The sequence below is a fragment of the Fodinicola feengrottensis genome (assembly GCF_010993775.1).
In the GTDB taxonomy this organism is placed as follows: Bacteria; Actinomycetota; Actinomycetes; order Mycobacteriales; family HKI-0501; genus Fodinicola; species Fodinicola feengrottensis.
Genome location: NZ_WOTO01000001.1, coordinates 80,971 through 102,570, shown reverse-complemented (window position 1 = coordinate 102,570; position 21,600 = coordinate 80,971). Strand labels below are relative to the sequence as shown.

The window sequence follows — 21,600 nt, the reverse complement described above, 5'->3', positions numbered from 1 at the left end:
GCACAATTACCTGTCAGGTAGTCGCATCAGGCACTCTGATCGGTATCGTCCGAGACATGCTCCACTCGACGGTCGGCCCCAGCCCTTTCACCGCCAAATTAATGGAGGCATTCAGCTGCCCGCGGTGAACAAGGCAGCGTAGCGAGCCAGATACAGCGGCCAGCCAGCGTCGTCGGCCACCCCATCCCTGACCGACAGCCATCCGTCGCCATGCCGGTCAAGATGACGGTGTTCCAGTTCCACTCGAGTACGTTGTGGGGTTTCTGCGACAAACCTGACCTCGACCTCACTGGTGTTTTCTGGCTCTGTCTCAATCTGCCAGGTCGGCCCAATGTCCCAACTGAACACCAAACGATCCGGCGGCTCGTACGCAAGGACCCGCGCCCAGCGGCACTCACTGCCATCGACGCCGGTGTCGTAGATATGACCCCCGACCTTGGGTTCAAACACAGTCGCGGCAATCGCGACGCCAAGGAGGTTGTGTTCAACAGGCTTGAAATCACCGAACCGCTCGGTGAATACGGTGAAAGCTTTCTCCACCGACGCCTCGACGATGATCTGCCGACGCACCACGACATCTGCCTGGGTCATGAATTCTCCTCGGTGTCTTGTTCGACGACATCCTGATAACCGCCAAGCGCACGATTCCAGAACGTCTCCAATTGATCTCGCAAGGCGGCCACGCCCGCCGGATTCAGCCGATAAACCCGACGAGTCCCCACCGCCCGATCAGTAACCAGCCCGGCGTCCTTGAGCACCTTCAAATGCTGGGAAACCGCTGGCCGACTGATCGGCAGCGCCTGGGCAAGCTCGCCAACGGCCTGCTGACGTTCGGCCAAACTGGCGACGATGAGCCGCCGGCTGGGATCCCCCAGCACTTCCCACCCGTCCCGATCTTGGTAAGTCGTCACGAACGGAAAGCTACGACTTACCGAACCGCAAGTCAAGCCTCACAGCCCGACTCCCTTCGTGGGTTGTTTTGGGCGGTGTCCAAGCGACCGGATAGTGTCCGATTCATGTCCGAGGAGCTGCTCAATGACGCCGTCGTGCGCGTACTCATCGCCCACGGCCGCCCGGCCACCGATGAGCAGCTGATCACGCTGTTGGAAGGGGACGGCGTCGACCTCGGTGAAGATCCCGACGAGGCGCTCCTGGAGGGGATGGACGAGACGGACGATCGTGTCACGCTCCTGGCCGATGACCGGTGGGCATGGGCCCCGGCGCTGCTTGTCGACCGGGTTTCACCCATCGATTGGCGGACTGGGAGGTCGAGTACGACACGCTTGCGCTGACCTCCGATCTGGAAACGGTCGCGGAGATGCCGGACAACCTGGAGGGCCGCCTGCTCGCGGACGGGTCGCCGGTCGTACCGGCGCTGTTGCCGTTCGACCGCGAACTGCTGGTCGAACGCGGCATTCCCACCGATGAGGTGGATGAGGCTGACAGCTCGCAATGCCTGCTGCTCCCCCGCGGCTATCTGAGCCATCTGCGGGCCGGCGATCTGATCGGCCTGCGGCTCACCGATCGCGGAATCGTGCTCCAACCCGTCGACGACGAGACACGGTGTCTCCCGACACCACCCGGCTCGGCGAGGTGTTGCACTCGATCCTCGACTACTGCGAGCCGGTCGAGTCATCTATCGGTGTCCTGACCGCCTGCGCGGACGATGCGTCGCTGTTCACCCCAGCCGCTTCCGCCGCTCTCAACCGTAATCCAGCGGTACGGCCTCGTTCGACACGGCGCTTGGCTCGCCGGCGACGGATTCGACTTCGGGCCGAGCTCAGAGGACTCCCGGCTCGACGAGCTGCGCCAACGGCATGGCGTGAGCGAGGATCAAGCTCGCGCCGTATTGGCGATCGTCTCGCTCTACGGACGGCAGACAGAAAAGGTCGACGACCTCGTGTCGCTACTCTCGACGCCCATTGTCGCGTACGCGGTTCTTGACGAGCTCGACTTGGATCCGGATGACGCCGACAAACTGCGAAAATTCGCCGAATTCATCGAGCCAGCGGTCGCACCGCGGGCACGTCCGGCGGCTCGATGGCTGGCCGCCAAGGCGGCGCACGAACTGTCCGGTGACCTCATCGCCGCCGAGAAGACCTTGTTGGAAGCCGAAAAACTAGGCCCTACGTCGCTAGTCCTGCTCGACTTGGCCGAGTATGCGAGCGAGCGAGGCGACGCCGTACGCGGCCTGGCATTGGCGCAGCGTGCCGGGCTCACCGCCGGGCACCCACTTTTTCGCTTACTGAAGCAGTTCCAGCCCCAGCCGCGCCCGGAACTGGGCCGCAACAAGCCATGTTGGTGCGGGTCGGGGCGAAAATGCAAGGTCTGCCATCTAAACAGCGAGCAGCTGCCGCTGGACGTACGGGCGGCCTGGCTCTATCAGAAGGCAGGCATGCATCTCGACCAGGATCTCCTGATCGAACTGGCAACCGAGCGATCCCGCCATTCCGGAACGTGGATGCAGGCGCTCAATGACCCGCTGATCAATGACGTGGCACTTTTTCAGGGCGGCGCGTTCGCCGCATTCCTGGTGACTCGTGGCGCCTTGTTGCCCGCCGACGAACGATTGCTCGGCGAACAATGGACCCTCATCGAGCGGTCAGTCTTCGAAATCCAGCGGGTCCGCGCAGGTATCGGATTGACCGTACGCGACCTGCGCACCGGCGACACCCACGATGTGCGGGAGCGTGCCGCCAGCCGACAACTGACCGCGGGCTCCCTGGTCTGCGCGCGGATCGTACCGGCCGGTGACACCATGCAGATCTTCGGCGGACTGGAGCCGATCGGTTTGCGGGAACGCGACGAGCTCATCAAGCTGCTGGACAACGATCCGGACCCGGTCGAACTCGTCGCCTTCCTGACCGCTCGCTTCGCTCCACCAAAGTTGGTCAACACCGAAGGCGATCCGCTCGCGATGTGCTCGGCAACGCTATCGGTCACAGATACCCTTTCCGAGGCTCTCGACGGCGCGTATGAGCGTGCCGAGGACGGGGCGCCAGAGTGGCTCGACCTCGACGGCGACGACCATGTCCGCGCGCGGATCCGCCTCGACGGACCTGCTGCATATCGAGACCAACAGCGAAAATCGACTCGACCGCATTCTTGATGAGTTGCGTACGCTCGATCCGATCCTCACCATCGTCGACGAGTCCCGCGAACCCGTACCCGACACACGCGCAGCCACCGAGGCTCTCGGCCGAATGGCCCCTGCCGGACCCGCCCTCAGCGACGCCGACGCTACCTCGGTGATGGAGCAGTTCATCCTTGACTACGAGCAAAAATGGCTCGATGACTCCATCCCCGCCCTCGCCGGCCTGACCCCACGCCAAGCCGCCAACGACCCCACCCGCCGCGACGACCTCATCCGGCTACTCGAGTCTTTCCCCGACGACGGGAATCCGACGAGGATGAGCCCGACCCGTATCCGCGCGGCTCTTGGCTTGTAATCGCAATCGGCGCGTACGGCTGACCAAACGTGGTATTCCACTCGACGCGCCCGCGCCACCGCAGGACACCACGCCGGTCCGATCCGCTCTAGATCCCGACCTCCGGTGAACATCGAACCCGTCCGTAGACGCAGCGGGCATGAGCTAAGACGCTCGTTGACGGCATTAGTTGCGGCCTAGGTGTGACTATTGCCGTCATGAGCCGTACTAATGACCTTAAGCTGGAACTCGCGGACATCGCTGCGAGCCATGAGCGACATACTGGAGGTTGTCTCCCACCGCAGCGCCACACAGCTCCACGGAATCGGCGACCTCGATGCGGATCTGCTCGAATTTGTCGGTCCGGCCCGTCGGGACGTGCGTAATCCGGAGGTCCGTCCAGTCATCTTGACGGTGGACATCTCGCTGGAGTCGTCCGCGACGCACTGGCGGTGAAACATCTGGACCTTGCGGAGGTCTCCGCAACCCTGCGGCCGTACGCAGATCGCTACGGCGCCCCGCTCGGTGATGGCCGCGCCCTGGTACGCCGCTTCCTCGACGAGACCGGCATCCCTCGATCAGCACTGCAACTTGCGGAGATGGCTCGTCCGCAAGTTGTCCCGCAAGACACGATCGAAGCGTTTCAGAGGGTGATACCGGACCTGCCGGCTGAAGCTGTCCGAGAACTCACACAGTCGTTCCAGCGATTTGGTCAGCAGGAGAGGCCCTCCGTGCTGGGTCACGATCGCGTCGTTTCGGATCAAGAGCCAGCCGAAACGATCGACGCTCGGGCCACGTCACCTCGCGTCGAACGACACCCGACCGTCGATCTGCCTAAGCACCAGCACGGGAGACGGCATCGCACCCCACCGCACACACGGACACCTCGGACCGACTGAGTGAGACTGTCAGGCACCGAGGTCGCTGACGAGGTCATCGAGGATTGCTTCTTCGTGCAGCGGTACGCGGTAGCGCGCGTATAGCTCCCGCAGTAGCGGCTTTTCACCGGTTACATCGGACAAGCCGAGATGTTGTGCGTACGTCGCGCTGTCGAACCGCCAGGTGGTCGCGGCTGGTGCAGCGGTCCGGAGCTGATCGACCAGGACGAAACCACTGTCATCGATGTCGGCACGAACTAAGATTTCACAGCCAGCTTTGGCTAAACCTGCCACCAGATTGACGGCAGCCAAGGACGCGAGACCATCTGTGCAGATCAACGGAAGACAGCGGTCGCCCAGCGCGTCGGCAGCCGCCTCGACAACCGTGGGGTTCTCACACACGTATACCCGGATGCCCGATGGAACGGACCAGTCGCCCGAGATTGCCCGTAATGACAACCAAAGCGGTTCGCCATCCGCGGCCTCGCACCAGCGGGCGGCAGCCGATGCGCCGCGCAGCGGAAGGTTCAGCGCAAGGACCCGCGAGGAGATCTCATCGCAACGTACGCCCGCCGCCGCCCAGGCCCGACGCCAGTCGCGACTGGCACTCAATGGTCGGGGCAGGCCATGTACGGTCGCGATCAACCGGCACACCGCTCGACCGAGAAGTTCGTTGTAGTCCAAGGCATGCGCGTTTCCCAGCACACCAGCCGCCAAGTACGCCAGCCGCCGCACCGGCGGACCGTCTTCTCCTGGTAATTGTTGCCATACCTGGAGAACCTGCTCAACCAGCGCATGCAGAGCCCCGTCACCTGGCCGGGGTAGCCCGAGGTCGGACAGCCAGATTTCGCTGCTGGCACTGTCGATCTCGGCGGACAACAGGTCCAGGACAGTCGAATGCTCAGCCTCAACAGCAAAACGCTGCGCGGCACGCGCCTTACGCCGATCGACAATCGGCGCGCCGTCGAGGGATTCCAGATAGGCCCGTACGGTCAGCCCGTGCTCGGCGAGACCGGCGGCAAGATCCTGCAGGCGCGGCGGCCGGCCCGACACGTCCCAAGGCGTACCGAGCAGACGAGCGACCTCACGGCGTTGCGCCGCGGTCAAATCGACGCGTACGTCCCCGCGGTCCAATTGAGCGCCGCGTCCGGCACGCAGCCGGATGGCATCAAGCACGATGGTCGGGCCGGACAGTCGCGCCCAGGCGACCAGTGCCGCTGGCAGGTCACTCATCTTCGAGTTCATCGAAAAGTCCGCCGGTCGGTGCCTCCGGCTCCGAGGCTGATGCACCAAGTTGGTCGACCGCCAGCTCGGACCATTCGCCGCCGCACCACAGGTAAGGCTGCACATCCACGCCAGCCAGCGCCTCGTGCCGGTGCAGGTCGTAAACCGCGACGGCCGGGACTGTCAGGTAGGTGCACCATTCATCGTGCGCGGTCAGCATCACGTCTAGCTCGAAATCGACCGTCAGGCCCATGAAGGAGGCTTTGATCTCGGCGTCCACGCCGGTCATTGCCTCATCTAGCCACACCCAACGGGGCGCCTGCGGACCGGCTGCGTCGTACGCGGCGACCGCCGCCGCGAACAGCGGTTGCGACAGCAGGACGACCTTCTCGCCGCCAGATTTCGCGGCATGCTTGGCGGCGTCGAACGGCGTCCACTTACTGCCCGCGCCAGGTCGGTACTGCAACGAGATTTTCAACCAATGCCGGTAGTCCAGCGCGGCGGACAGCCGTTCCTTCCAATCGACCACACCCTCCGCACTGGCGTCGCTGTGCGCCTCATCGATTTTGCGGGCCAGGAACGACCGCACCATGTCCTGACGATCGGCGGAAAGTTCCTGATATCCCCGGGTGAGGGCGGTGACCACGGCACTCGCGTCCGGATCGGCCGGGTCAGCTTCGCATTGCACTCGAACAACGTGACCCTGCCGGGTCGGATGCCTCCCCAGTTGGTCGTTGATCCGAGCGAAAGTATGGGTCGTGTAGTCCAGTCGCAGCTTTAGATGCTCAATGAAGGTCGACTCCAGCAGCGTGGTCAGGACGTGCTGCTGCTCGGTGTCAAAAGTGTCCTGCTGTTCCCGTACCCGCCCGGCCAAGGCGTCGGCGGCCTGGTGTGGCTGCTGCCATCCGCTGGCCGCGTCGGCCAACACCTCCACTCGTGGAATCGGCGACACCTCGTCCGCCTCCACGATCTTGGCGTCCCGATCCGGCAGCAGGCTCTGCCGCAAGATTTCCATTTCGCGGTAACACACCGCCGCCAGGCGCGCTCCACATCCTCCGGCTGGGCCTGCGCGGTGATCTGTCGGCGTACGAGTGCGGTGAACTCGCGGACCGCGGCGACGGTTCGCTTCTCTGGCGGGGAAACTCCGGCCGGCTCGGCGAGGCCGCCGGTTACCACCGCCCACAGCGAGTCCATCGCGCCGTCCCGCTCACGTTCCGCGTCCGCACGGCTGTGCTCATACCCGTCCAGCTGCACCTCCGCCTTATTTGCGGCGACACTGGCCTTGTTCCACTTGTCGTTGAGTGTTTCGAACTGTTTTTTTTTTCCAGTTCGGCCAGGATTTTGTCCAGGTCGTCGCGCCGTTGCAACTGCTGGCGCTGGTCCGATCCGAGCGCGTTGCGAGCGGTCTGCAGACGTACGGTGGCATCCCGCAACTGAAGGTCCACTTCGGACTCCTCGACGGCAGCGACCTCCAGTTCCTCCCGCCGCTGGGAAAGCGTAACTTCAGCGGTCGACAACGCCTCGCGTTTTGCCTCCAGGACAGCAATCCGGCCGAGCAGGCTGGCGAGTCCGCGCTCGAACTCACGCAACGCCGTCGCCTGCTCGTCGAGGTTTCGCAGGCCAAAACCATGATCACTGGCATATTCGGCGAACCGGCCCCAGGCGCGGTCACGTTTGGTCAGCAGGTCATCGTGGCGTCTCTGCTCGACGCTGAGGTCGACCCGGCAGGTCCCCGTACGGCGCGCTCGATCAGCATGCCTGGCGACGGCATTGGTGAGGTTCCGCTCCGCATCGAGTGGAATCGCACGCTCCTCGCGAGCGAGCCGGTCGGAGTCGGAGCCGAGGGCGGCCCAGCTCAGTGTCCACTTCGGACAGTCGCGCGGCAAGGTCGGCAAGCTCAGCCTCCAGTCGGGCGATCTGCCGCTGCCGCGCGGCCTCGCGCGCCGCCGCGCCCAGAAAAGACGCCGGTGCGGCCGGTACGGCTCGACCAGTCAGGCCACCAACTCGCCAACTGCCGTCGGCCGCGAACCAGTGCCGGCGGAATCGGTCGGCGCCTTGTCGTACCATCCGATGCCGGCCAGCAAACGGCGGACTACAGAGGCAGAAACACCAGCCTCTTCACTGGTTTCCAGTACGTCTAAAAGATTGTTGTCCTCGCGTACGCCGGCAGGCAGTGGTTGCACGTCGGCGATCAGGACTCCGTCCACAGTGGACAGCTCGCCGTCCGGCGCCAGCCACGAGTCGAGCAGGCCAGACGCGGCCAGCGCCGCCTCCAACCGGTCCAGGCGGTCGCCGTCGAGGACGGGATTCACCACTCGCCAAAACGGCGCACCATGACCGTCCGGCCGTTCCTGCCGCTGCCATGCCGTCGGCGGCATCGGCGCGGACTCGGTTCGAACCTTGACCGCCGCGAGTTCGGCGGTCGCCTCCTGGTGGCGGTTGGCGATCGGCGCACGGCGTTCGCGTACGCGAAAAGCCCGCTCTTTTAAAGCGTTTTGAGCGATCGTGATGTGTTCGCGCATAGCGTCGGTGACCAGCAGCCCGGGTTGCGGACGGCCGCTCTCCGTGTCGATCACGGTCAGGCCGTGCGCCAGATCCCGCCATTCTTCGGCCAGTTCAGCAGAACACGGCGCGACCGTCGCCAGGTCGGCCCAGTCGCGGATGCCGCGCCAGAGCGTTTCCACGCACTCCTCGACCGTCTCTCGCTCAGCATTCTCCTCCTCGACGGCCTTATCCACGGCCTTCATGGCCCGCTCCACAGCATGTCCCGACTCGGTCGCCTCCCCGTCAGTCACCGCGTACGACGCGTGCAGGTTTCTCAGGTGTGTGAAACGTTCCGTACGGCTGGTGAGATCCGCGGACAGCGCCTCCACGTCCCGGCCCGGCAGATGGCGCTCGATTGATCCGGTCAGTCCTGCCGGTCCGGCGGCTTCGGTCAACACGCCGGAGGCGGTGCGTACGGCCACCTCCGCGTTCTCTACGTCACCAGTTGCCTTCTCGAAACGGACTTGAGCGCCCGCGACCGTTGCCTGTTCACGCGAAACTTTGCTCCGCGCTCGCGTTAGCTGGCCGGTCAGGCTTCTGGCATCCCGTTCCAGCCCTTCGACACGTCCAGCCGCAGCGGCGGCATCTTGATAAGACTGGGAGTCCAGCAGTTCCCGAAGCTCCGTGCCGCGGTCCTGCTTTTCCCTTTTTACGTCGGTCAAGTTCTTCTCGACCGCGACGACCTCGTCCTTCGCGATGGCGAGATTCTTCTCGGCGGTGTTCCGATCGCGCGTGGTGTTGTCCAGGCGAGTGGTCGCCGCGGCAAAGTCGTCCGCACGTGAACGCAGCAGCAGCCGGATCCATGGACGCCAGCCGCCGCGGACGAAATCCGCTACGGCAGTGGCCGCCTTCTCCGTTTCCTGGACGGCACTTCGCAGCTGTTCCAGGTGTTCCCAGCCCTCCGCGAGCTGCGTCACCTCATGGGTCGACGGTGGCGGCAGCGCGTCCCGCAGAGTCTCAGCCAGACTGGCTGGGTTGAGTCGCGCTCACCGAGTTTTGGTTTGCGCAACTGTTTCAACAGCTCAGTGAGATTGTCGTACGATTCCGCGGAAAGGTCGAACAGCTCGCTGGCCAGCAGGCCTCGGTACGCCATCGCACTGCCAGGCACTGTGACGCCGTCGATCTTCTTGAGATCCTTCTGTTCGATCGCGCGACCGGCCGGCGTCAGACTGAAATCCTTGCCTGGTCGGTGTCGGGTGACGAAGTGCCAAGTCGACACGCCAGCCGTACCCGATCCGCGACGAGCGCTCGCGCCCATGCCGCAGACGAAAAAACCGCTGCTGGCCGGTCTCGTCGCGGCGGCCGAACTCCACCCACGCGTAACCGAGGCCGGCGTCGGTGAGCGGCCGCGGATCGTCGCCTTCGCCGGTTGGCAGCAGATTGAACCGCATCGTGCGGTGTTGCGAACCAAACGGATCGAGCACGGACGGCAGGATTTCGCCGCGCATCAACATCAAGGTAGTCAGCTCGAGAACCTTGGTCTTGCCGGCGCCATTGCCGCCGCGCAGCACCATCCGTCCGTCCGCGAACCAAAACTCCGCCTCGTCGTATTCCCAGAGGTCGACGATGCCGACCCGCAGCGGCTGCCAGCGTGAGCGGACCGGCTCCGGCAGCCCGCCGGTCGTCGCCGCCTCCAGCCATTCCTGTGCAAATCCAGTGGATTCCCCGCTCATCGGTCGTCACCGTCCAATGTGGATGAAACCGCCACCACGCGTGGGTCACGGAAACGGGCAGCTACCGGTGAAATCCACCAGCGGCCGTCGGTTGTAGGGCGGACCAAATCCAGCGCGCGCAGGAGTTCCAACACCTGCGTCCGTACGGTCATGTCGTCGTTGAGTTCCTTCGTCTTCGCCTTGGGATGACGGGCCCGCACGTCGGCCACCGCTCGGTCCACCTCGTCATCATCAAGCATGCCGCGCGGATCCTGCCGCCGACGTAGCTCGTCCAACACCATCAGAGCGGCGAAATCCACCGCCTTCACCCGCGGAAACGGCAGGTCGGTTTGATCCTCTCCGCCAGCGATCAGCGCCAGACCCTCGGCGCGCTGCTCGGCCACCCAGCCGGTCATCTCCTCGCACCAGGCCAGGATTCGATACTTCTGGCTGGTGAGGTACGTCCGCTCCGGCTCTGTGAGATCGGCGAAAAGGCACACCGGCAGTTCCAACAGCCGGCGCATCAACCGAAAGCGCGTGTTGGACTCCGGCACCAAGATTCCGGTCGGCCGCTGCCCCAGCGCGGCGGCGAGTGCGGCCGGATCGACCATCCGCAACAGAAGTTCACGTTCGACGTCGTACGCGCCGCCGACCGAATTTCGGTGCGATGCCCAACTTTCCCTTTCCTCATCGGAACCGCGACCGCTCGGCCGCAGAGCACCCGTACCGACCAACAACCCCCCGCCGCCTTCACGAACAACTGCCGCTCGACGAATCGGTCCGGCTCGTAGGGCGCCAGATCCACGTCTTCGTGTCGGGTGAGTGCCCGTACTCTCGGTCCGAAAGGTCCTGAGTCGTGGTGATGTCCTCGGTGTCCTCCGCCGCTGCCGCGGCCAGCACCGCCAATACCAACACACGGCGACCCGGAGGGCCGTAGCGCCGAGGTGTGGTCGTCTCATTTTCCAGTGGCAGCCGGAACAACCGCGCCGCCGCGTCGCGTCGGTGACCACCAGCCGGTAGCCCAGCCGCTCAGAAAAAAACCAGTCGACCAGGACACGCCGATGCTTCGAACTGCGTACAAGCGCGAACATCTCGGGATCGCGGCGGCGGTCCACCACAGGATGTGCCAACAATCCAGTGAACGCCTTCTGCCGGTCATCCGTGTCGCGACTCATCGGGCCGAGTCCAACTCGAAATACCAGTTCACGGTGACCAGGCGACCCCGTGGGCTCGGCACCACGGCAGAGCCCGAGCCGCTGTCCGCTGGAGTCAACGTCACCCGCCACCTGCCGTCGCCGGTGACGCCGACCCGCGCCGACTGACCGGGACTTTCCCGCGCGCGCGAACCGAGCAGTTCCACCAGAAGGTCGAGCTCCGGCTCGGAGAGCTCGGCCCACCCCGCCAGCTGGGTCCCCGACCGTCCGCGCAACGACGCCTCCGCCTCGGCCCGTGCCGCAGCGGTGGCCGCCCTGGTACGTCGGGCGGCTGCCCGGCCAGCAGAATAGTCGAGTTTCTTCGCACGTACTCCGACGGTCGCTTTTTTTGCCGTGTTCACGAAAACGGGCGGTCACCGGCGCCGCGGGGCCGTCCGCCCAGGACTGGGTGTTGTCGTCCGCCGCGTCTGCCGGCAAGAGCAGGTGTCGCGCGGAGAAAAACACCAACCGCGGTGTCCCAGATCCGCCATGCGACCTCGTCGTCGGGCGCCCGCTCGATCGCCCGCGCCAGCCGCAACAACTCAGCGCGACGGGTCACCACTCCACCGGTGTCCATCAGGATGTGCATGTTGCGCGCCCATGGCGCCACCAGGTCGCGCAATTGCCGGCGTAGCCGCCCCGCCTGTCCCTCGGCACCAGAGAACCAGCCGGTCAGCGCGGTCCAAGTCTGTGTCCACCGAGCCGCTTGGAGGTCGATCACGTCGTCAATTGCATCCTCGGCAAGCGCTGACCGTACGCATGCGCGCCACACCGACTCAGTCAACTTTGGCGTCAACTCTTCGATAAGAGCCGCGATCCTCGGCGTGTGTACGTCGACCTGCTCACCCCACATGCCGACATAAGCCCGCAGCGTCCGCCACAGTACGTCCTGCTTGTCCGGGTCGGGCCCGCCGGACAGCGCGTGCGCGAGGCTGCGCTGCCACGTACGCGCCGCCACTGCCATCCCGTGATGCAGCCCGATGACCTGCTGGAACTCCGCGGCGGCCGCCATGTAGTCGCGAGCGGACACTGCGGTGGCGAACACTTGCAGCCGGTCGTGGATAGCCCGCGGCGCGAGCGTCAGGTCGGCCGCCGCGTCCTCCTCGGATGCCAGCTCCTGCGTCCAGAAGGCGTGCAGCCGCGCGGCGGCCGGCGGCGTCAGCTGATAGCGGTCGCGCCGACGGAGGAAATCCTCGCCAGTGCGCGCCGGGTCCTGCCATCGGGTCAGGACACCCCACTTGACGAGACGGTCCAGCCGCGCATCCAGGCTGAACGCGTCATCCGCCCGCAAGTTGTCAGCTGTCGGCGCGGACAGTCGCTCGACCAGATAGCCGCGTACACCGACTGCCACCTCATCGAAGGACAACCCCGTGAGGCTCGTGTCCTGCGCCTCAAGCAGCACCTCGACGATCACTCGGTATTGCGCGGCGAACCGGGACACCAGGTAGGCCGGCACCAGCTCCTGGCCCGGCAGGTGCGCCGCCCACGGATCCGCCGTATTGGACTCCGGCAGCTCCTCGTCCCCCGCGTGACCTGTCACGCGCCCAAGGATAGGCCAGCGACAATCACTAACTTTCTCTCCTTCGACGAAGGAGAGGTGCCGTACCAGGAGCTGTTGGCGGGCGAGGCGGTGGAACGGCACAATAGTGGCGTGGGCTGGTCGACTGCGGTACTCGGACGTGCGTCCGATCGTGCTGCCCGACGCGTTCGACACCCTGGCTGGCCCGACCAGCGGCATTGTCGAACTGCCGACCCGGCTCGCGTGGTCTGGCTTACGCTCTTTCGACCTCGGTGACGATCGCCAGCTTGGCATGCTTTATGAGACGGTCATCCGTGAGGCGATGAGTACGGCTGACCTGGCCGGATATCTCAATGCGGCAATCCTGCGCCGTATGTGGCATCGGCTCTGGCTTCCAGCTGGCCAGCGGCAGGCGTGGGAGCAGCAGTTCCCCCAGCTGACCCACGTGACGTAGGCGGCATGAACCCGCTGCACGAACAGGCCGCCAAGATCGGACTAATCGCGACAAAGCCGTTCGGATTTGCGTTGGCGGGCGGGTACGCCGTACAAGCCCACGGTTTCGTTGAACGGCTCTCCGAGGATGTGGACCTGTTCACGGTTGCTGACGCAGAAGAGCAATTCGGGGAAGCCGTCGCAGCCGCGGTGGCTGCCTACCGTGACGGCGGGTTCACCGTCGAAACGACGCTGCAGAATGCCGCTTTTGCCAGACTTGTCCTCACCAGCGTCGATGGTGAACAGGTTCGCGTCGAGTTCGGCATCGACTGGCGTGCTCATCCACCGGTCCAGTTGGACATCGGTCCGGTGCTGCATCCTGACGATGCTGTGGCGAACAAGATGGCGGCACTTTACGGACGCGCGGCGGATCGCGACTACGTTGACATCGACGCGGTGCTGCGCACTGGACGTTACCGGCGTGAGGATCTGCTCAGGCTCGCGAAGGAATCTGACCCGGGCCTAGAGGAAAGCATGCTTTCCCAAGCCCTGCTGGCTGTTGACCGTATTCCAGACCAGGCATTCGAGCGTCATGGCCTGGCGTTGCAGGACATCAAAGAGCTTCGTCATCGCATGACCAGTTGGGCGCGGGAACTCATCGCTGGGACGTAGCACGACGCTTTGTCGTTATTTCCCCAGCAACGATCTGCTGATCCTGGACCGGTTCGCGCGGTCGATCGACCTCCGGACGCTGTTACGCGACCGTCCTGCCGAGGAGCCGCTGAATGTGGCGCTCGGAGCCGTGATCCGTACGACCCTCGAAGACCTCGTCGACCGTGATGGGCGTCTGGTGGCGCTACGTCGCATCGTCGACAACGCGCCGGTGCCCCGAGCCCAGCTCTGGGATCTGGCCGCACAGGCTCAGAGCAACCTGAATGGTGCCATCGCCGAGCGCGTGCCCGCCACCGCGGGAGACCTGTTTGTCAGCATCACCGCGCACATCACGTACGCCGTGTTCCAGGTCGTCGACGAAATCTGGAAGGCGGGCGACCACCGCAAGTCCCACTTCGCGATCGCCGTACGCTCGGCACTCTCGAGCTGGTGCTCCCGAGTGCTGCGCTTACCGAGGAAGTCCCGCCGGCAGTCCGAACCGGGTGAGATCGGCGGTAAGGAAGGCGGTCACTTCGGCGACACGGCCGCCCCCGAATCGTGAGGACGTCAAGGCCGCCGCGCACGTACTGTCCGGCGGTGTCGTCCCACAGGTAGGTGCCGAAGGCGAGCTGGCCGTTTGCCGTGGTGGGCAGGAACCGCCAGCGAGATTGAAGAGGGCCGCCGACCAGGAAGGCGCGGATGTCGTCCCGGCCGCTGTACCACTCGGGTAGCGGCGGCATCGAGTAACGAGCGTCGTCGGCGAGCATCGCGACGATGGCGTCGACGTCGCCGAGGTGCCAGGCATCGGTCCAGCGGCGCACGATCGTGTCGACTGTCTCGTCGCCGAGGTCGCGCAACACTGTTTGCTGGGTCGGTGTGGCGGAGTCGATCACCTTGCGGGCTCGCTGCAGGGCACTGTTCACCGCCGCGGTGGAGGTGTTCAGCTGCTGCGCCACTTCGGCCGCGGAGAAGCCGAGCACCTCGCGCAGGATCAGCACCGCGCGTTGGGTGGCGGTCAGGTGTTGCAGGGCTGCTGCATAGGCGAGCTCGACGCTCTCGCGGGCGAGATAGTGCTCCTCGGGCGAAGTGTCCGGGTACGGCTCGAGCCACTTGATCTCGGTGGCGGATGTTCCTGGATCGAGGTCGGCTGGCAGCTCGCGGCGGCCGTACCGCTCGATTGCGGTGAGGCAGCGGTTGGTCGCGATCTTGTAGAGCCACGCTCGTACAAAGGCGCGGTCGTCGAGATTCTGGACGCTCCGCCACGCTCGTACGAGCGATTCCTGCAGCGCGTCCTCCGCGTCGTGCAACGAGCCGAGCATCCGGTAGCAGTGGGCCAACAACTCGCTTCGGTATGGCGCGACGAGAAGTTCGAACGCCTCCGCGTCACCGCCGCGAGCAGCGGCGACGAGCTCGGCGGGCGCTGTCATTCGCCCATCGTGCCCGATCGTCGCCGCCGCTGCGATGAATTCCCGCGGTGCCCGGGGTTCCACCTGTAGAGAGCATCCACAAGGAGGAACTGGCCATGACCGACGAACAGCAGATCCACGAACTCATCGAACGCTGGACCACCGCCGTCCAGGACGCAGACATGTCTGCCGTACTGGCCGACCATGCGCCCGACATCGTGATGTTCGATGTCCCGCCACCGGAGCAGGGCGTACGTGGCATCGAGGCCTACCGCGAGACCTGGCCGGGCTTCTTCGAGTGGCAGGCATCCGGCGCGGTGTTCGAGATCGAGTCGCTTCAGGTCACGGCCGGCGCGGACGTCGCGTTTGCCTTCGCTTTGTTGAGGTGCGGTACGCCCGAGGACTTCGATCGCGACCCCGAGCACCGGCTGCGGCTGACGATCGGCCTGACCAAAGTGGACGGCCGATGGATCGTCACCCACGAGCACCACTCGTTCGCCGACGCCACCGAGCCGCCCGAGACTTCCGCCGCCGAGGTCCAGGCAGTGCACGAGCAGTGATTCTCCCGTACCGCTGGGAAGGATCTCGACGGGCTGATGGAGCACATTGCGCCGGACATCGTGTCGTACGAACACGCCGGGCCGCTGCAGTACGTCGGCATCGGTGACGCCCGCGAGGTCTGCCGGCGCGGTCTTGAGTCGTCACCTGAGCAGATTGCCTTTGACATCCCCGATCTCACCGTCCGCGCGTCCGGCGACCTCGCGGTGGCGTGGGGACTCGACCGCATCGTCATGGACGGTGTCGAGGTCCGGTCCCGCGGCACCCGTGTCTTTCAGAAGCGCGACGGCGACTGGCAGATGATCCACCAGCACCTGTCCGTACCGGCGCCGGGCGACTGATCTGCGTACACAGGTCAGATGCTCCAGCTGATCGGGTAGTTGACGATCGGAGCGAAGGACACGTCGACCGCTTCCATCTCCCCGCGCGCGTCAACGGCCATCTCCTTCAGCTGGCCCATCTGCGCCGCATGGTCGTGGGAGTCCCAGACGCTGACGTTCACGATCGAGCCCTCGGGCGAGATGCCAACGTAGTAGTGAAGCAGCCCCGGCAGTCGGCTGATGGCCGGGGGACCAGGTATTGCGAGGTCTTCTTGTTCACGGCGTCGACCTCGGCGAACCGGCCCGGGTCGAAGCTGCCGCGTGAGACGCGTACGACCGTGGTTGCCGGCAACGACTCGGGCATGGTGGCACTCCCTCGATAAATGACGTTTCCCAATGTAATCCCGGTGGCTCGGACGTGGCGGGGTGATCAAGAGACTTGCCGGGTCATGTAGCGATACATGCTCGGAAAATCTCTTGGTCACCGCACTTCCGCCGTCTCAGGCTTCTTTTGGCTGCATGATTTTCGCGGTGGTGGAGATCAACAGCCGGCGGGGCAGAAATCGTGACGCGAAGACATTGAGTTTGTTGCTGGAGCCCAAAATGACGTCGGGTGGCGGGTTCCTGCGGTCCAAAGTGGACAGCAGGGTCCTGACGACGTGTTCGGAAGTCTGGAAATTGCCGACTCCGGCCTCCTTCGTACCGACGACATCGAAGAACTCCGTCTGGGTCGACCCGGGCGACAGGGTGGTCACCCCCGTAGGCCACTTCCCTTTGTCTCCTGCCAAAGTGCTTCGGTGAAGCTCCGGACGAAGGCTTTTGTCGCTCCGTAGACGGCCATTCTCGGTACGGGCTGGTAGGCGGCCGTACTCGCGACGTTCACCAGCGCTCCGCTGCCGGCGGCGAGCAGTTGGGGGAGGAACGCCCGGGTCACCGTGACGACTGCCTCCACGTTGAGCCGTACCTCCGCGGCAATGCGTTCGGGATCCTCATCGGCGAACGGGCCGTAGGTCCCGAAGCCGGCGTTGTGATGAGCGTGGTGACGGTGAGGCCCAAGCGCGCGACCTCATGCGCCAGTTGGGTGCTCGCGTCCGGCGCGCCGAGGTCGGCCGGGATGACCGTCACCGAAACGCCGAACCGGCTGTGAAGCTCGCCGGCGAGGTCCTTGAGTTTGCTTTCGCGCCGAGCCACGAGGACAAGAGCAGCGCCCCGTTGCGCAAGTTGCCGCGCGCATTCGGCGCCGATGCCGGAGCTGGGTCCGGTGATCAGGGCGGTCTGTGTCCGATAGTCGATTGGTGCCATCGCAACGTCACTCCAAAAGTAGGTTTACGCCTGTCAACCCTGTATGGTTAACATGTGTACACCCACAACCGGGAGGATGCAAGGAGATGGCGCGACTGCAGAATCCGAAAGGCGAGGGGGTACGGCTGCGGGAAAAAACATGGTCGCCGCGGCGAGCGAGCTGCTGTTTCGCGCCACAGCCGCCGGCCGTTCCCTCGTTACGCGCTGTCGCCCGGAAATGCGGGGTCTCGCCGACCGCCGTCTACCTCCACTTCTCCTCCCAGGAGCAGCTGATCCAGGCGGTCGTCGAGGACCTGAACAGCCGTTTCGCCGCGCATCTCGCCGACGCCGACGACCTGACGCTTCCGGTCACCGAACGGCTGGAGCGCCGCGCGATCGCGTACGTCGAGTGGGGATTCGGCAATGCGGGCGCGTACCAGCTGCTCTTCGAGAGCAAGGATCGGTTGGATCTCTTCCTCGCCGCATGACCGGAATCAGGGCCCTGCTTGGGAAATCATCGTCCACACCGCGGAGCTGCTCGCCGATCTCGCGTCCACGGACACCGAACACGCCCTCCGGTGGGCCACCCGGCTGTGGGTCGCCCTGCACGGCCTCGTCTCGCTGCGCATCCATAAGACCGACCATGACTGGCCCGACGAAGCGATCCCCGCGGCGTACGACATCGTCCACCTGCACGTCGCCGCCGTTTCGCGATCGCCAGCCGACCACGACAGCGGTATCGGCGGGTCACGCGGGTAAGAAGCGCAGCGTCGTGCTGTCCTTCGATCACCCGATGGCGGTGAACACGTGCGACGCGCTGGGAGGAGGCGGCGGCGAAGTTGCTCGACGGCGGCGGGGTCGCCGCGGCCACCCTCCGCGAGGTCGGTCACCGCGCCGGGGTCTCCCACAACGCGCCGTACCGGCATTTCCCGGACAAGGAGGCCCTGCTCGCAGCGGTTGCAGCCCGCGAGTTGACCAAACGGAACGCCGTCGATTGTTCCATGATCAACTACAAGCTGTCAGCAAGGACGGCCCCACACGTCACACCAGCCCCACCGGAACCGTTCCGTCGCGGCACACCTGTCGAGTGCGGGACAAAACCCCACACTCGACGCCGAGAGAGGGAAAATTCCCCACTCTCGGCGCAAAAAAAACCAGGCCAGCTGAACCGAGCTCCGGGCGGGCATGACCCTGGCGCTCGAACCCTGGTTCGCGCGTACGACCGACCAGATCGTCTTCGACCCCGACGGCTGGACCATCCGCTCGGGCTGACGGCTCACGCACCGCCCACTCCCAACACACAGTCGCGATCACCGAAACCGGCCCCCAGATCCTCACCCAACGATCGGCTCGTCACGCAGATCCGGCAGCTCTGTAGGGGCGCCCATTACCTGGTCAGCCAGCGGTCCAGCTCGGCGAGGACGTTCTCGATCTGCGGCCGTATAGCGGCAGTGATCTCGGCGGGTTTGGCCGTCGCTGGTGCGGCGGCCCGATTCGCGCATAATGATCCGGCAGCGGATCGGGTCACTCAGCCGGTCCTGGATCTGCTGCTCACGGTCGGTGACCCGGTGGACGCGAGCGTACGGAGGATCGCCAGGTCGCGGCGCGCCACGAAGGTCTTGCCGTCACAGGATTTGAACAGCCTGCTCAGATCGTCGGTCGGAATCACTGGTACGAGCTTCTCCGGAACCTTCGGTGGCGACATGCCCTCCATTGGGTTCTTGGAGATCTCCTCTTCGATCATCAGCCACTGGAACATCTGCTGGATCGACCGGTACTTGTTGTTCGCATCCCGGCGCTGGCGGTCTCCAGCAGGTCCCCGATCCAGAACCACTGTCTGAGCGCTGCGCTCACCATCTCTTCGACTACTCTGCGTAGTATCTGCAGTTCAGACTATCTAGGTGGGCGCAGCAGGGTTCGAACCTGCGCGGCCCCCTCGCTGGTAAGGCGAACTGGCCCCAGCGCTACGCAAAAGGCAGGTTGAGCACAAAGTAGCCGCGCGAAATCCCGACAAGCGAGTTCTGGCTAATGGCTTGGCGCAGTGTCATCGTTCGTGGCGAACACGAGTTTCCGGTGCCTCCTTTGTATGACGTGATCATTCGAGCAGCTCTCCCCCAGTGTTGTCAGCCACCATCGTTACGGGCTAGCGGGCGTCGGGCGGGGGGAGTTGGCGGGTGGCCTCGGCCTTGGTGGCTCGGGCGAGGGCGGCCGAGGCGGGCAACAGACCGCCAGTGGCGCAGAGGTTCTTGCCGAAGGCGGTGAGTTCGATGCTGCGCCGCACGGTGGTGCATTTGCCGCCCGCCTCGTCTATGGCGTCCTTAATCTCCGGCTGCGCCTCCAGCACGTCGTAGGCGGTCTGTTCGGGGAGCGACTCGCGGGAGAACCAGACCAGGCCGAGCCGGAAGAGGTTGTTCAGATATGCCGGCACCCGGTCGACCTCCCGGCAGCCGGCGTAGCGCCCGATCATGGTGACGCCGGGGGCGACCAGCCGGCTACCGGCGCCGAAGGGTTTGCTGGTGCGTACGTCCACCGCCGCCTGCGGCCCGCGCCGGGCGATCAGACGCAGGATTCTGGCTTCGTCGGTGGAAAGTTCGCTGAGCAGCCGGACGTACGCCGGGTGGCTCTCCTCGTGGTAGGTGAGGTCGGCGGACGCGTCCAGGAGGGCCGCGAGGCGCTCCGGCACGGTGAGTTTGCGGTCCGCGCTGGAGTCCGCCGGGACGACCCGGTCACGCAGCGCCTTGGGCAACGGGTCCGGCGCGTCGACGACCCCGAGCGCCACCCGGATCACTTCGCGGGCATCCGCCGTCACCTGCTGGATGATCTCACTGGGTGGTCGACCAGAGATCGCGCCTTGCAGGGCGATCGTGCCGACGCGTACGCCGGCCTTGGCCGCCCACTGGTTCGTCCGCCAGACCGCGCTTGCGACGAACTTGGCGAGGTCGGGCGCCGCGCGAAGCACCGTACCGATCGTCAGCGCGTACGCCGGGTTCGCCGGGTCGCCGTTTTCGGTCATCGGTCAGACTCCGAAAATGACGGTGTGCAGCAGCCCGGCGGCGAGCCCCAGCACCGCACCGTGCAGGATCAGCAGCCATTCGTCCTCGCGGATCGCCGACCGCAGGGTTTCGGCGAAGTCGACTGGGTTCATCACCCGCATGCGGCTGGTGATCAGGTTGCGGATGTTGCCGCTCTGCAGCCGGTTGAACTCCTCGTCCTGCAGCGGGGCCCTGGTGAAACCTGTCGCTTCGACCGCCATGGACTGGGTGATCTGCTCGTAGCTGCGCGCCCCCCATCGCGACCTTGACCGGCAGCTTGGCCATGCCGACGGCCCGGTCGACGGCCGGCCGCAGGTAGTTCTCGATCATCTTGCTCGTACGGTCGCCCCGCTCGCCGTCGAACAACTCGTCACCGATGTTCTGCAACGTGATGATGTCGTCGGCAATGATCGATCCGTAAATCGCCGAGACGTCGTGCTGCCGGCGGATGAAAAGCCCCTGCAGCCGCAGCGGGCCGATCCGGACCGGGTTGACCGGCTCGAAGATGACATAGAGCGCCAACCAGTTTGTGAGGTAGCCGATGATGATCCCGGCGACCGGCACCACCCACCACTGCGGAACGACGAACGTGAGGAACAGCAACGGAATTCCGAGCAGGAACCCGAACACAAAGCCGAAGTTGATGATCATCCGGAGTTCCTTCTTGCCGACCTCCTGGAAGATCTTGTTGGCCAGCGTCGGATCCGCCTCCATGTGCTTGATGACCATCAGCTTCACGTCCAGCAGCTGGTCGATGTTCTCGCCGATCCCGTCGGTGACCTGGTGCACGATCAACGGCAGCTGCGTCTGGACGCGGTCATGGATCGTCTCGCGGACGCTCTGCGGCACGTTGGCCCAGACGGCCGGATAGGTACGCGCCATGATCCGGTCGACGACCGCGCGGATTTCCTGCCGGGCAGTGGCCAGGATGTGTTCGGCGATCGCGTTCGGGTCCAGCTGCTGGTAGAACTCCGACTGGCTGCCCAGCTTCGACAGACCCTTGTCAATCGCGATACTGCCCATTTTCGCGGCCCTGGAAGGAATGATGCCCTGCCAACCGAACTTTCCCTGCCGCAACCCCAAAGGCACCTGTTGCAGGCGGCGCGGCAGGAAAGGTGCGAGCAGGCCGAGGCCAGGAATTCGCAGTCCTTTAAAGGTGATGGGATAGAACAACATCCACACGCCACTCCAGTTGGTGACGTATCCGATGACGCCGGTGAACAGCGGCACCGTCAGATACTGAACCCAGCCGCTCGTGTGCACCAATGGAAGCAACGACGCGAGGATCGCCATTTCCGCCACCCCTTCGCCGGACGTGCCGATCGGTGATCCGGACAGTACGTGTGGCCGGCGTCACAGATCAAGCCTTTGGTAAGGCGACTTACCGCGAAAATCGCGACAAGAACGTACAAACAAGTTGTTATCCACAAAGAGAAGTCTTGCAAACGGCCGGAATCCGGTGCGATGATGACCGCCATCCGC

Annotated in this window: 28 protein-coding genes and 4 pseudogenes; 13 read left to right on the top strand and 19 right to left on the bottom strand. The window is 65.0% G+C overall.

Annotated elements, in window-relative coordinates; translation table 11 throughout:
* Positions 1-111 precede the first annotated feature (111 nt).
* Positions 112-591 (bottom strand): SRPBCC family protein, encoded by a 480-nt coding sequence (locus GNX96_RS00570; protein ID WP_163566603.1) that lies wholly within the window; start codon positions 589-591, stop codon positions 112-114.
* Positions 588-911 (bottom strand): ArsR/SmtB family transcription factor, encoded by a 324-nt coding sequence (locus GNX96_RS00565; RefSeq protein WP_279578918.1) that lies wholly within the window; start codon positions 909-911, stop codon positions 588-590. The genes GNX96_RS00570 and GNX96_RS00565 overlap by 4 nt, the downstream gene beginning before the upstream one ends.
* Before the next feature lie 105 nt (positions 912-1,016).
* Here GNX96_RS00565 and GNX96_RS00560 point away from each other — a divergent pair, with 105 nt between their 5' ends.
* The 5 genes from GNX96_RS00560 to GNX96_RS00540 all read left to right on the top strand — a co-directional run bounded on the left by GNX96_RS00560 (position 1,017) and on the right by GNX96_RS00540 (position 3,884).
* Positions 1,017-1,292 (top strand): hypothetical protein, encoded by a 276-nt coding sequence (locus GNX96_RS00560; protein ID WP_163566602.1) that lies wholly within the window; start codon positions 1,017-1,019, stop codon positions 1,290-1,292.
* Complete coding sequence (locus GNX96_RS00555; protein WP_163566601.1) at positions 1,253-1,651, top strand: hypothetical protein; 399 nt, start codon at positions 1,253-1,255, stop codon at positions 1,649-1,651. Before GNX96_RS00560 ends, GNX96_RS00555 begins: the two co-directional genes overlap by 40 nt.
* A gap of 171 nt (positions 1,652-1,822) precedes the next feature.
* Positions 1,823-3,109 carry an SEC-C domain-containing protein gene (locus tag GNX96_RS00550; RefSeq protein ID WP_163566600.1) on the top strand — a complete coding sequence of 429 codons (1,287 nt, stop codon included), beginning with the start codon at positions 1,823-1,825 and terminating at the stop codon, positions 3,107-3,109.
* Positions 3,030-3,449 (top strand): hypothetical protein, encoded by a 420-nt coding sequence (locus GNX96_RS00545; protein ID WP_163566599.1) that lies wholly within the window; start codon positions 3,030-3,032, stop codon positions 3,447-3,449. The genes GNX96_RS00550 and GNX96_RS00545 overlap by 80 nt, the downstream gene beginning before the upstream one ends.
* A 249-nt stretch (positions 3,450-3,698) precedes the next feature.
* A complete protein-coding gene (locus GNX96_RS00540; protein WP_163566598.1) occupies positions 3,699-3,884 on the top strand; it encodes a hypothetical protein in 186 nt (61 codons plus the stop codon).
* A gap of 452 nt (positions 3,885-4,336) precedes the next feature.
* Here the strand turns inward: GNX96_RS00540 and GNX96_RS00535 are convergent, their stop codons facing one another.
* From GNX96_RS00535 to GNX96_RS00520, 8 genes are all read right to left on the bottom strand, one after another.
* Positions 4,337-5,551 carry a TIGR02679 domain-containing protein gene (locus GNX96_RS00535; RefSeq protein WP_279578917.1) on the bottom strand — a complete coding sequence of 405 codons (1,215 nt, stop codon included), beginning with the start codon at positions 5,549-5,551 and terminating at the stop codon, positions 4,337-4,339.
* The gene (locus tag GNX96_RS47475) at positions 5,532-6,560 is read right to left on the bottom strand and encodes an SbcC/MukB-like Walker B domain-containing protein (RefSeq protein ID WP_279578916.1); all 1,029 of its coding nucleotides are present in this window, start codon (positions 6,558-6,560) and stop codon (positions 5,532-5,534) included. The genes GNX96_RS00535 and GNX96_RS47475 overlap by 20 nt, the downstream gene beginning before the upstream one ends.
* A 139-nt stretch (positions 6,561-6,699) precedes the next feature.
* The gene (locus tag GNX96_RS47470) at positions 6,700-7,425 is read right to left on the bottom strand and encodes a hypothetical protein (RefSeq protein ID WP_279578915.1); all 726 of its coding nucleotides are present in this window, start codon (positions 7,423-7,425) and stop codon (positions 6,700-6,702) included.
* A 96-nt stretch (positions 7,426-7,521) separates the two neighbouring features.
* Positions 7,522-8,991: a hypothetical protein gene (locus GNX96_RS47465; RefSeq protein ID WP_279578914.1), complete on the bottom strand. Its 1,470-nt coding sequence runs from the start codon at positions 8,989-8,991 to the stop codon at positions 7,522-7,524.
* Between the two features lie 105 nt (positions 8,992-9,096).
* Positions 9,097-9,747 carry a hypothetical protein gene (locus GNX96_RS47460; RefSeq protein WP_279578913.1) on the bottom strand — a complete coding sequence of 217 codons (651 nt, stop codon included), beginning with the start codon at positions 9,745-9,747 and terminating at the stop codon, positions 9,097-9,099.
* On the bottom strand, positions 9,744-10,901 hold the full coding sequence (locus tag GNX96_RS00525; protein WP_279578912.1) for a DUF2398 family protein: 1,158 nt from the start codon (positions 10,899-10,901) through the stop codon (positions 9,744-9,746). Before GNX96_RS00525 ends, GNX96_RS47460 begins: the two co-directional genes overlap by 4 nt.
* Positions 10,898-11,281 (bottom strand): DUF2397 family protein, encoded by a 384-nt coding sequence (locus tag GNX96_RS47455; protein ID WP_279578911.1) that lies wholly within the window; start codon positions 11,279-11,281, stop codon positions 10,898-10,900. Before GNX96_RS47455 ends, GNX96_RS00525 begins: the two co-directional genes overlap by 4 nt.
* On the bottom strand, positions 11,278-12,459 hold the full coding sequence (locus GNX96_RS00520) for a DUF2397 domain-containing protein (protein ID WP_279578910.1): 1,182 nt from the start codon (positions 12,457-12,459) through the stop codon (positions 11,278-11,280). The genes GNX96_RS47455 and GNX96_RS00520 overlap by 4 nt, the downstream gene beginning before the upstream one ends.
* A gap of 139 nt (positions 12,460-12,598) precedes the next feature.
* On the opposite strand from GNX96_RS00520, the gene GNX96_RS00515 reads away from it, so the two are divergent.
* Together GNX96_RS00515 and GNX96_RS00510 are read left to right on the top strand one after the other, a co-directional pair.
* Positions 12,599-12,892 (top strand): hypothetical protein, encoded by a 294-nt coding sequence (locus tag GNX96_RS00515; RefSeq protein WP_279578909.1) that lies wholly within the window; start codon positions 12,599-12,601, stop codon positions 12,890-12,892.
* Positions 12,893-12,897: 5 nt separating this feature from the next.
* Complete coding sequence (locus GNX96_RS00510) at positions 12,898-13,542, top strand: nucleotidyl transferase AbiEii/AbiGii toxin family protein (RefSeq protein ID WP_163566596.1); 645 nt, start codon at positions 12,898-12,900, stop codon at positions 13,540-13,542.
* Between the two features lie 329 nt (positions 13,543-13,871).
* On the opposite strand, the gene GNX96_RS00500 is transcribed toward GNX96_RS00510, so the two are convergent.
* Positions 13,872-14,948 carry an RNA polymerase subunit sigma-70 gene (locus GNX96_RS00500; RefSeq protein WP_279578908.1) on the bottom strand — a complete coding sequence of 359 codons (1,077 nt, stop codon included), beginning with the start codon at positions 14,946-14,948 and terminating at the stop codon, positions 13,872-13,874.
* Positions 14,949-15,043: 95 nt separating this feature from the next.
* Here GNX96_RS00500 and GNX96_RS47450 point away from each other — a divergent pair, with 95 nt between their 5' ends.
* Both GNX96_RS47450 and GNX96_RS47445 read left to right on the top strand, forming a co-directional pair.
* Positions 15,044-15,487 carry a YybH family protein gene (locus GNX96_RS47450; RefSeq protein ID WP_279578907.1) on the top strand — a complete coding sequence of 148 codons (444 nt, stop codon included), beginning with the start codon at positions 15,044-15,046 and terminating at the stop codon, positions 15,485-15,487.
* Between the two features lie 24 nt (positions 15,488-15,511).
* Positions 15,512-15,826 (top strand): annotated as a pseudogene (locus GNX96_RS47445) (YybH family protein); the annotation flags it as partial.
* A 14-nt stretch (positions 15,827-15,840) separates the two neighbouring features.
* Here the strand turns inward: GNX96_RS47445 and GNX96_RS47440 are convergent.
* From GNX96_RS47440 to GNX96_RS00485, 4 genes and pseudogenes are all read right to left on the bottom strand, one after another.
* Entirely contained in the window at positions 15,841-15,987 is a 147-nt protein-coding gene (locus tag GNX96_RS47440) for a hypothetical protein (protein WP_279578906.1), read from the bottom strand.
* Positions 15,984-16,169, bottom strand: coding sequence for a hypothetical protein (locus GNX96_RS47435; RefSeq protein WP_279578905.1), 186 nt, complete (start codon positions 16,167-16,169; stop codon positions 15,984-15,986). Before GNX96_RS47435 ends, GNX96_RS47440 begins: the two co-directional genes overlap by 4 nt.
* Positions 16,170-16,305: 136 nt before the next feature.
* A complete protein-coding gene (locus tag GNX96_RS47430) occupies positions 16,306-16,560 on the bottom strand; it encodes an SDR family oxidoreductase (protein WP_279578904.1) in 255 nt (84 codons plus the stop codon).
* Positions 16,557-17,107: pseudogene (locus tag GNX96_RS00485) on the bottom strand (SDR family NAD(P)-dependent oxidoreductase). The gene GNX96_RS47430 and the pseudogene GNX96_RS00485 overlap by 4 nt, the downstream one beginning before the upstream one ends.
* 86 nt (positions 17,108-17,193) lie before the next feature.
* Between GNX96_RS00485 and GNX96_RS00480 the strand changes: the two are divergent.
* The 4 genes and pseudogenes from GNX96_RS00480 to GNX96_RS00465 form a co-directional block, all read left to right on the top strand.
* Positions 17,194-17,574 (top strand): TetR/AcrR family transcriptional regulator, encoded by a 381-nt coding sequence (locus GNX96_RS00480; RefSeq protein ID WP_163566594.1) that lies wholly within the window; start codon positions 17,194-17,196, stop codon positions 17,572-17,574.
* Complete coding sequence (locus GNX96_RS00475; protein ID WP_163566593.1) at positions 17,510-17,845, top strand: hypothetical protein; 336 nt, start codon at positions 17,510-17,512, stop codon at positions 17,843-17,845. Before GNX96_RS00480 ends, GNX96_RS00475 begins: the two co-directional genes overlap by 65 nt.
* A gap of 77 nt (positions 17,846-17,922) precedes the next feature.
* Positions 17,923-18,033 (top strand): annotated as a pseudogene (locus GNX96_RS00470) (TetR/AcrR family transcriptional regulator); the annotation flags it as partial.
* A 226-nt stretch (positions 18,034-18,259) separates the two neighbouring features.
* A pseudogene (locus tag GNX96_RS00465) lies at positions 18,260-18,464 on the top strand (type I methionyl aminopeptidase); the annotation flags it as partial.
* A gap of 9 nt (positions 18,465-18,473) precedes the next feature.
* Here the strand turns inward: GNX96_RS00465 and GNX96_RS47425 are convergent.
* From GNX96_RS47425 to GNX96_RS00450, 4 genes are all read right to left on the bottom strand, one after another.
* Entirely contained in the window at positions 18,474-18,614 is a 141-nt protein-coding gene (locus GNX96_RS47425) for a hypothetical protein (RefSeq protein ID WP_279578903.1), read from the bottom strand.
* Positions 18,615-18,920: a hypothetical protein gene (locus GNX96_RS00460; protein ID WP_163566592.1), complete on the bottom strand. Its 306-nt coding sequence runs from the start codon at positions 18,918-18,920 to the stop codon at positions 18,615-18,617. It lies immediately after the preceding gene.
* 309 nt (positions 18,921-19,229) lie between these two features.
* Positions 19,230-19,895: an Abi-alpha family protein gene (locus GNX96_RS00455; RefSeq protein ID WP_279578902.1), complete on the bottom strand. Its 666-nt coding sequence runs from the start codon at positions 19,893-19,895 to the stop codon at positions 19,230-19,232.
* 13 nt (positions 19,896-19,908) lie between these two features.
* Positions 19,909-21,411, bottom strand: coding sequence for a DUF445 domain-containing protein (locus tag GNX96_RS00450; RefSeq protein ID WP_279578901.1), 1,503 nt, complete (start codon positions 21,409-21,411; stop codon positions 19,909-19,911).
* Between the last annotated feature and the right edge of the window lie 189 nt (positions 21,412-21,600).